The sequence below is a fragment of the bacterium genome (assembly GCA_040753085.1).
GTDB lineage: Bacteria > UBA9089 > JASEGY01 > JASEGY01 > JASEGY01 > JASEGY01.
Genome location: JBFMHI010000142.1, coordinates 1 through 7,237 on the forward strand (window position 1 = coordinate 1; position 7,237 = coordinate 7,237).

The window sequence follows — 7,237 nt, forward strand, 5'->3', positions numbered from 1 at the left end:
ATCTCCCCCAAAAACTTGAAGCCGAAAACATCGACCCACGGGTGCCTTGGCTCTATAATTTTAAAGTGGATTTTCGGTTCAAGTAAAAACAAAATGTCAAATTAATTCAGCCTGAAAAATCGCTGATAAATCGGGGTGCTATTCTCATGTTTACTGAATTTAGCACCCTGATTTATCAGAGTGTTACAGAATAAGATAACATTTGGGATTGTAACCGCTTTAGCGGTTTACCCTCCCAAGGTATGACTCCACAGGTCGAAAAAACTTGAACATCGAGTGATACTTGAGGCTCGATACTCGATCCTTGATATTCGAGGCTCGATACTGGATCCTTCACCAGCATCCAGCATCGAGTATCGAGCATCCAGCATCGAGTATCGAGCATCCAGCATCGAGTATCCAGCATCCAGCATCGAGCATCGAGCATCGAGCACGAGCATCCAGCATCGAGTATCGAGCATCCAGCATCGAGCATCGAGCATCCAGCATCGAGTATCGAGCATCCAGCATCGAGCATCGAGCATCGAGCTAAACATCTTCGCTGTAGGTGTCCGGCAGGTCATTCTCGAATAAGACCACATCGCCGGCTTTTAAGAGATTCTTCAAGCGCTTGGTAGCTTCGGCCAGGCTCTCAACCACGATTGTCTTTTCCTTTGGGAAACCGGCCTCCCTCAGCCCTTCTAAGATAGGCTTGGTTCTTACAGGCCCCACTAATATGACGAAATCGCATACCCTGGCCGCTTCAGCGCCAAAGATTTTATTCTGCTCGAATTCCCTGTCTCCAAGCTCTATCATGCCAGGGGTTACCAGGACCTTTCTCCCCTGATCATGATTAAAGCTTTCCAGGACTTCGAGAGCGGCTCTGGCGCCAAGCGGGTTAGCATTGAACCCATCGTCAATCACGGTTACCCCCCCAGCGCCAGGAATCAACTGCAATCTATGCGGGATAGGTTCGAGCCTCTTGGCGGCTCGACTAATTTCATCTAAGCTCAGACCACATTCCAAAGCCACGGCAGCCGCGGCTAAGATATTATAAACATTATTTTTCCCCAAGAGCCTGGTTTCTATCTGGGCTGCCTCACCTGAATGTTTTTCCACGGCAAGGGTAAGCCCCTGACTGGTATTTTGAATGTCCCGAGCCGTCAATTCTACTTTGTCATCCAATCTGTCCAGGCTGTATCTGACTGCTTTGATTTTAGTCTTATCAGCCAGACCAGAACAGATTTTATCGTCATCATTAAAAACCGCTATTCCATTCCCAGGCAAGGATTCCACCAGTTCATATTTGGCCCGGGCGATATTATCAATACTTTTAAATCGTTCCAGATGCTGCGGCCCAATGGCGGTAAGAATGCCGATCTCCGGGGAGACCAATTTACATAAGTCTCTAATATCCCCCCTCTTATATGCCCCCATTTCCACAATAAATATCTGGTAGGCCGGCTCTAATTGTCCCCTGATCACTTTACAAATACCCATCGGCGTATTATAACTTTCCGGGGTCATTAATACCTTGAATTTCTGGGAGAGAATGGTGTTTAGAATGTGCTTTGTGCTTGTTTTGCCATAACTTCCTGTAATAGCAATAACTTTGGGGTGAAGCTTTCTAATCTTGTTCTTGGCAGACCTCAGATAGCATGCCTTGATTGTCTCTTCCAAAGGGTAGATGATGACATTGGCCGCCGTAAGGCTGATGGCCGCCAACTGATTCAGCCAGAAGGTAAGAGCACATAAAATCAAGAACTGAGAATAAAGCTGGTCACCTGTAAGTCGCCAAAGGGATAATCCCCCGCTGAGCAGCATCACGCCTATCACGGCCGCGGCCAGCAGGGCGATAGAAAGCCCCAAGAGTCTCCTGGCCCTCGCCGTGTAGACCAGAGGCTTCTTAGCCTTGATTCTTTTTCGCCTTACAATAAAATATGCTTCGATGGCTATCCAGGCTAAGAGGAAAAGAGGTAAGACTAAAGTCCTTAGCTTGAGAAAGGCTATAATTAGTCCCAAAACTAAAAGGCAGCCCATAGCCATACCCTCTTTTACGTCGATCAACCGTTTGGGATTATTTATCAGCCATCTCAAAAATCTTCCACTTTTATATCCCTCCAATTGGAGGATATGAAGGGCCGCGGTCGTTCGGATGATAGCTCCAGCCAGAGAAACCAGGATGGCGGCCATCAGAAGCATCCATCCATAATCAATCACGTTTGGCATTTTAATCTCCTTCTTAAAAGCCTTCCACCTTCAGTCTACCTACCTGAGTAGTTGCGAACCCTGTTGAAACCAGAGAGAAATTTAGGCAGACCTGTATTAATCTCCCAAGAAGCTGGAAACAATCCGGCAAAACTGGGGGAATTTATCCAGGTAAGAAAAATGTCCGGCCTCTGGTAGAATTACCAAGCCGGCATCGTTTATTTCCCTTTCCATTATCTTGGCGTGTGAAACAGGGGTAGCCGTATCTTTTTCTCCCCAGACAAGCAAGGTCGGGGCATTGATCTGAGGCAGCAGGCCTCTCAGGTCTTCATTGACGATTTTGACCAGGGTGGGCCGCATTTCATTGGCCTCCTGGTAGTCCTTAGAACCCACTACCTGGTAAATAGCCTTTCTGGCCTTCTCTCCATAGATTCCGAACAAGCGCGGCGAAAACAGAAACTTGGCGATTTTGGCAATGGACACCCGGATATAATATTTCACTGTCCGTCGAGGCCTTATCCCGGCGCTATCAACTAAAATTAGTTTATCCACTCTTTCCGGAAAATTGGCGGCTAATACTATGGCGATTCTTCCCCCAAAAGAATGCCCTATTAGACTGGTCTTGCCAATCCCCAGCTTAGCGAAAAAGGTGGAAACAAATAGGGCATAATCATCACTCCCCCACGGCTGGGGTGGTAGATCACTGGAACCAAATCCGGGCAAATCCAAGGCGTAGACCTGGTGGCTTCTAACCAAATAATTAAAAACAGGCTTAAAGCTGGCGGCCTGCCCACCCCAGCCGTGAAGGAGAACAACGGCTTCGCCTTCACCGCCCACTTCATAAAAAACTCTTAGGTCGTCTATCTTAATAAACATTGTAGAGTAGTAACTATTCAGCCACTAAGACACAAAGGCAATAGCCAATAGGTAAGGGAAGAATGCCCTATTGGCTATTGGCTTCCGTAATCTTCGTGTCTTTGTGGCGGAGTAGTTACATAGATTAAATGTTAGCTTACATCCAAATATGGTAAATGTCAATATATTTTTGTCATATTCTGTGATTCAGACATAAGACACCAATTTCCCGGGCAACCGCCGGGGTTGCTTTTGCAAGGGGAAGATTTTCCTCTTTTCCTCTTTTCCTCAACTTTTCTCTTGACTTACTCATTTTTATGTCCTATAATCCAAAATCACAAGGCTCAAAGCCCTAAAAAAACATCCGAGGGGGCACTTCTATGACACTTCTTCCGAATTACCCTGAAATCAAAATTCTTATCAGCCATTAGTATCGGTTCCTGTAGTTCGGGAAGTCAGTAAAATTGAATAAAGGAGGCGAAAGAAATTCTTGAGCAAATAAGGGCGAAACAACAGTAAGGAGGAGAAAAATGAGAGTAAAGGCTTACTAAAAAAACTAAGGTGGTTATAGGGTCAGTTACTGGGAAAACGAACAATGAGCCTGCTGCTTCCCATGGAATGAAAATGTCAAGTGACCATAACCCATTAACCATCAACGATATTTATTTTCAGGGGAAGGACGATTATGAAGGGCAAATCCTTAAAATTTGATGAGATTATGGAGCTTTATGAGGAGCTTTTCCCGGATAAAAAGCCTTGCAGGTCTAATTTGAAATTAAAGGTAAAAAAACCAGAGATGGTTGCTAATAGAATAAGAGAAGTCATTAAACTTTCAGAAGAACTTATATGGAAAAGACCCTTAAAGAAATAATAAGCATTTTGGAAAAGGCTAAGCTCAATCTCTACGCCCTTATTGGTGGATTGGCAGTGGGAGGTTGGGTAACACCACGAGCTACTAAGGATATAGACATCCTCCTTATTCTCTCTGAAATAAACCAGGAGGTTGTAGAAAAGGGAATTCTTAAGCTCCTTGCAGAAGAAGGGTTTGAAAGCTCTTTTAACATAGGTGACATAGAGGATGAAATAAGATTTTGTATAAAGTCTATTTCAAAGGATGGGATACCGGTTGATATGATAATTGCTACCCAAAAGTGGGAAAGGGATATAGTTGAACAAAGCCTTATAGTTGAGGTTCTAAAGGGAGTATCTGTTCCTGTAGTTAAACCTGAAGGGCTGATAGTCCTTAAGTTGAAAGCAGGCAGTTTTCAGGATATAGCAGATGCCTCAAAGCTTTTAATGGAAGCCCCCTATGACTACAAAAGATTACTGGCTTTGGCAAAACGAGCAAGGGTTGATAAGAGGCTGGCGAGGCTTATGGAGCGATTAAGACTGTAATATAAACGGGTAATAATGAGGCAAATGATTCAAAAAGGGGTATTTACTCAAAATCAAGTTAAAAAAGTAAGCTCATTACAGATTATAGTGCTATGGGTTAAGTTTCATCTCCTTTTATACCGACAGCGTCGGCATAAGAGCTTCCCCTCCCTTGATGGGAGGGGTTAGGGGAGGGTGGTAGCTCTTTTTCTAAGGTTTTTAGCAAGAGTAATAATATTGCCCGCCAATTTCACCCTCACCCTATCCCTCTCCCATCAAGGGAGAGGGAATTTTGCTTTGTCTCCCAACTAACTGCTTAACTTAGTTTTGAGTAGTTACAAAAAGAGATAAGGATGAAGGCAATAGAGAAGAGGATCTTTAGATAAACATATACAAGAAGTCTCTCGGATAAAAATGTGTGCCTGTCAGAGCCTGCTCTAATGAAAATCAGAAAACAGGTTTTATCCGAACGCGTTCAAAATAAATCTACTTATGCACCGAAGGTGCAGAGGAATTTAGCCGTAGGTTTCAACCTACGGAACATTGAGTTTGGAAATTAAGCCCCGCAGGGGCGAAGGAGCAAATTTTACCAATGGGGGTGAAGGAAAGGTTCGCGGTGTGTAAAGATTAATAAAATCAATGCTCAATTTTATCCGAGAACGTTCATAATCTATAGGAGGTGAACAATGAATACTCAATTTATTGTAGACGAGGCGGGTGCCAAAAGAGCTGTTATATTGCCACTGGAGGATTATGAAGAACTTTTGGAAGACATTTATGACCTCGCTGTTATAGCGGAGCGAAAAGATGAGCCAACAATTAGTTTAGAGGAACTAAAGAAAAGGTTAAAAACCAATGGGCTTATATAAAATTGACCTGAGGGGTCCAGTTGAGCAGGACCTAAGAAAAATTCATCGGCGGTATATTGCAAGAATTCTTGATGCAATTGAAAGTCTTGTTGAAGACCCTTTTCCTATTCAATCAAGAAAAATGAAAGGTTCGGAATCAAGCTGTCGTTTACGGGTTGGAGATTATCGTGTGATTTATCAGGTGAACACAGAAAATAAAATTGTAACTATTCATCATGTGCGACATAGAAAAGATGTTTATAAGTGATAAGGGATATGATACAGTAGACAGGAGACAATAGGCAGAAGATTTTTAACAGGACAACAAAGGCCTTCCCATCCTAATGCGCATAGAAGCATTTATACACCAAGCAAAACAATATGGAAAGAAACAAGGTTTAAGGTGAAAATTTTTGGAAATGGCTACAAATTCGTGCCAAACCTTGAAAGAAAGAATATAATTAACTGATCCTGAATAAACGACAATGATAATTGGTAACCGTTCAGGGGATAATGAAAGTTGAGGGGAAATTTTTGTAACTATTCAGCTCTTAAGGCACAAAGACACAAAGATTACCAATAATAGCACACGGATTACACGGATGAGACGGATTGACACGGATAAAAATTTATTAGAAAAAATCCGTGAGAATCCGCCAAAATCTGTGTCATCCGTGTGCTATTCTATCATTCTCTTCGTGGCTTAGTGGCTTTGTGGCTGAACGGTTACGATAATTGTTAGGTCTAAAAATAATGTACCTATACGACTAAGTACTGAAAGATGGGAGTATATAACTAGAAGACATCCTGAAATGAAGAACCAAAAGGAAGAGGTACTGGAAACCATAACCGCTCCGCATTTAATTCAGCAGGGTGATTTTGGTGGACTTATTGCAGTTAGGTTTTATGGAAAAACCCCTCTTACTTCAAAGTATTTGATTGCAATATATAAAGAGATTAGCCATAGTGATGGTTTTGTAATAACGGCTTATTATGCCACAAAACCTTCAGAAAGGAGGAAGATAGTATGGAAACAGTAAAAATACTTGATAAAAAGGAAAATCTTAACTGGGAGTATGATGAGGAGGCAGATGTCCTTTACATAAGCATTGGTGAACCCAGGAAAGCAGTTGGGGTTGATATTGGAGAGGGGGCTATTATCAGATATATAGAAGAGACAAAAGAGGTAGTAGGTTTGACGCTTATCGGGATGAAAGAAAGGGTGTTAAGCACTCTATACTGACACTATTGAATTTTTGTTGCAGAGATATTTTAATTGTAACCGTATTTTTTTTGAAAACCCGAAGGCTCTCAGAGACCCTTGCGCACATCGGTTTACCTTCACATAGCGATTATTGGATGCGGCGTTTGACTTGTGCGAGCGGCTGGAAGAAGCGAATTATCGCCGGGGCTGTCCTGTGCAGAGCAAAGGCTCTCCCTGGGGCGGGGCACACCTCATCAGGCGGTTAGAAACCGCCGTCAGGCAATCCGCTGCAAGATTTCCCCACGGCGACGAAAGGAATGACAATCAATGACAAACAAACCCAATCGTAACGACCCCTGCTGGTGTGGCAGCGGCAAGAAGTACAAGAACTGCCACTTGTGCGAGGATGAGGCGAAGGCGGCGCAAGCTGCACTTGCCAAACAGCCTCCACCACCGCCGAAGCGTTCGCCCGAACAACTGGAAGCCGACGCGCGGCACGAAGACACGAAGGGGAAAAGAGGTTGAAATGCAAAAAATCCCACCTCATTTTGAACCCATTTCCATCCACTCAAAAGTAGATAATCCTCTTGGATTTCTCGTAACTACTCAAAACTAAGTTAAGCAGTTAGTTGGGAGACAAAGCAAAATTCCCTCTCCCTTGAGGGGAGAGGGATAGAGTGAGGGTGAAATTGGCGGGCAATATTATTATTCTTGCTAAAAACCTTAGAAAAAGAGCTACCACCCTCCCCTAACCCCTCCCATCAAGGGA

10 protein-coding genes are annotated in these 7,237 nt (G+C 43.5%); 7 read left to right on the forward strand and 3 right to left on the reverse strand.

From position 1 onward, the window contains the following. Nucleotides 1-227: 227 nt before the first annotated feature. From AB1797_11795 to AB1797_11805, 3 genes are all read right to left on the reverse strand, one after another. On the reverse strand, nucleotides 228-503 hold the full coding sequence (locus tag AB1797_11795) for a hypothetical protein (protein ID MEW5768279.1): 276 nt from the start codon (nucleotides 501-503) through the stop codon (nucleotides 228-230). Between the two features lie 25 nt (nucleotides 504-528). Then, nucleotides 529-2,208, reverse strand: a complete 1,680-nt coding sequence (murF, locus tag AB1797_11800; GenBank protein ID MEW5768280.1) for a UDP-N-acetylmuramoyl-tripeptide--D-alanyl-D-alanine ligase — start codon at nucleotides 2,206-2,208, stop codon at nucleotides 529-531. Nucleotides 2,209-2,304: 96 nt separating this feature from the next. After that, the gene (locus AB1797_11805) at nucleotides 2,305-3,063 is read right to left on the reverse strand and encodes an alpha/beta hydrolase (GenBank protein MEW5768281.1); all 759 of its coding nucleotides are present in this window, start codon (nucleotides 3,061-3,063) and stop codon (nucleotides 2,305-2,307) included. Nucleotides 3,064-3,727: 664 nt separating this feature from the next. Here AB1797_11805 and AB1797_11810 point away from each other — a divergent pair. The 7 genes from AB1797_11810 (at nucleotide 3,728) to AB1797_11840 (ending at nucleotide 6,993) form a co-directional block, all read left to right on the forward strand. Next, nucleotides 3,728-3,913, forward strand: a complete 186-nt coding sequence (locus AB1797_11810) for a hypothetical protein (protein ID MEW5768282.1) — start codon at nucleotides 3,728-3,730, stop codon at nucleotides 3,911-3,913. Continuing rightward, nucleotides 3,889-4,437, forward strand: coding sequence for a nucleotidyltransferase (locus tag AB1797_11815; protein ID MEW5768283.1), 549 nt, complete (start codon nucleotides 3,889-3,891; stop codon nucleotides 4,435-4,437). The genes AB1797_11810 and AB1797_11815 overlap by 25 nt, the downstream gene beginning before the upstream one ends. Nucleotides 4,438-5,102: 665 nt before the next feature. Continuing rightward, nucleotides 5,103-5,285 carry a hypothetical protein gene (locus AB1797_11820; protein MEW5768284.1) on the forward strand — a complete coding sequence of 61 codons (183 nt, stop codon included), beginning with the start codon at nucleotides 5,103-5,105 and terminating at the stop codon, nucleotides 5,283-5,285. Continuing rightward, entirely contained in the window at nucleotides 5,272-5,532 is a 261-nt protein-coding gene (locus tag AB1797_11825) for a type II toxin-antitoxin system RelE/ParE family toxin (GenBank protein MEW5768285.1), read from the forward strand. Before AB1797_11820 ends, AB1797_11825 begins: the two co-directional genes overlap by 14 nt. Before the next feature lie 544 nt (nucleotides 5,533-6,076). Beyond that, nucleotides 6,077-6,304, forward strand: a complete 228-nt coding sequence (locus AB1797_11830) for a hypothetical protein (GenBank protein MEW5768286.1) — start codon at nucleotides 6,077-6,079, stop codon at nucleotides 6,302-6,304. Further along, nucleotides 6,292-6,507, forward strand: a complete 216-nt coding sequence (locus tag AB1797_11835) for a DUF2283 domain-containing protein (GenBank protein MEW5768287.1) — start codon at nucleotides 6,292-6,294, stop codon at nucleotides 6,505-6,507. The genes AB1797_11830 and AB1797_11835 overlap by 13 nt, the downstream gene beginning before the upstream one ends. Nucleotides 6,508-6,795: 288 nt before the next feature. Continuing rightward, nucleotides 6,796-6,993, forward strand: a complete 198-nt coding sequence (locus AB1797_11840; protein ID MEW5768288.1) for an SEC-C metal-binding domain-containing protein — start codon at nucleotides 6,796-6,798, stop codon at nucleotides 6,991-6,993. The last annotated feature ends 244 nt before the right edge of the window (nucleotides 6,994-7,237 follow it).

Bases quoted from the DNA above. Each gene is read 5' to 3' on its own strand.
- AB1797_11795 (MEW5768279.1), bottom strand. From the start codon at position 503: ATGCTCGATACTCGATGCTGGATGCTCGATGCTCGATGCTGGATGCTC.
- murF (MEW5768280.1), bottom strand. From the start codon at position 2,208: ATGCCAAACGTGATTGATTATGGATGGATGCTTCTGATGGCCGCCATC.
- AB1797_11805 (MEW5768281.1), bottom strand. From the start codon at position 3,063: ATGTTTATTAAGATAGACGACCTAAGAGTTTTTTATGAAGTGGGCGGT.
- AB1797_11810 (MEW5768282.1), top strand. From the start codon at position 3,728: ATGAAGGGCAAATCCTTAAAATTTGATGAGATTATGGAGCTTTATGAG.
- AB1797_11815 (MEW5768283.1), top strand. From the start codon at position 3,889: ATGGAAAAGACCCTTAAAGAAATAATAAGCATTTTGGAAAAGGCTAAG.
- AB1797_11820 (MEW5768284.1), top strand. From the start codon at position 5,103: ATGAATACTCAATTTATTGTAGACGAGGCGGGTGCCAAAAGAGCTGTT.
- AB1797_11825 (MEW5768285.1), top strand. From the start codon at position 5,272: ATGGGCTTATATAAAATTGACCTGAGGGGTCCAGTTGAGCAGGACCTA.
- AB1797_11830 (MEW5768286.1), top strand. From the start codon at position 6,077: ATGAAGAACCAAAAGGAAGAGGTACTGGAAACCATAACCGCTCCGCAT.
- AB1797_11835 (MEW5768287.1), top strand. From the start codon at position 6,292: ATGGAAACAGTAAAAATACTTGATAAAAAGGAAAATCTTAACTGGGAG.
- AB1797_11840 (MEW5768288.1), top strand. From the start codon at position 6,796: ATGACAAACAAACCCAATCGTAACGACCCCTGCTGGTGTGGCAGCGGC.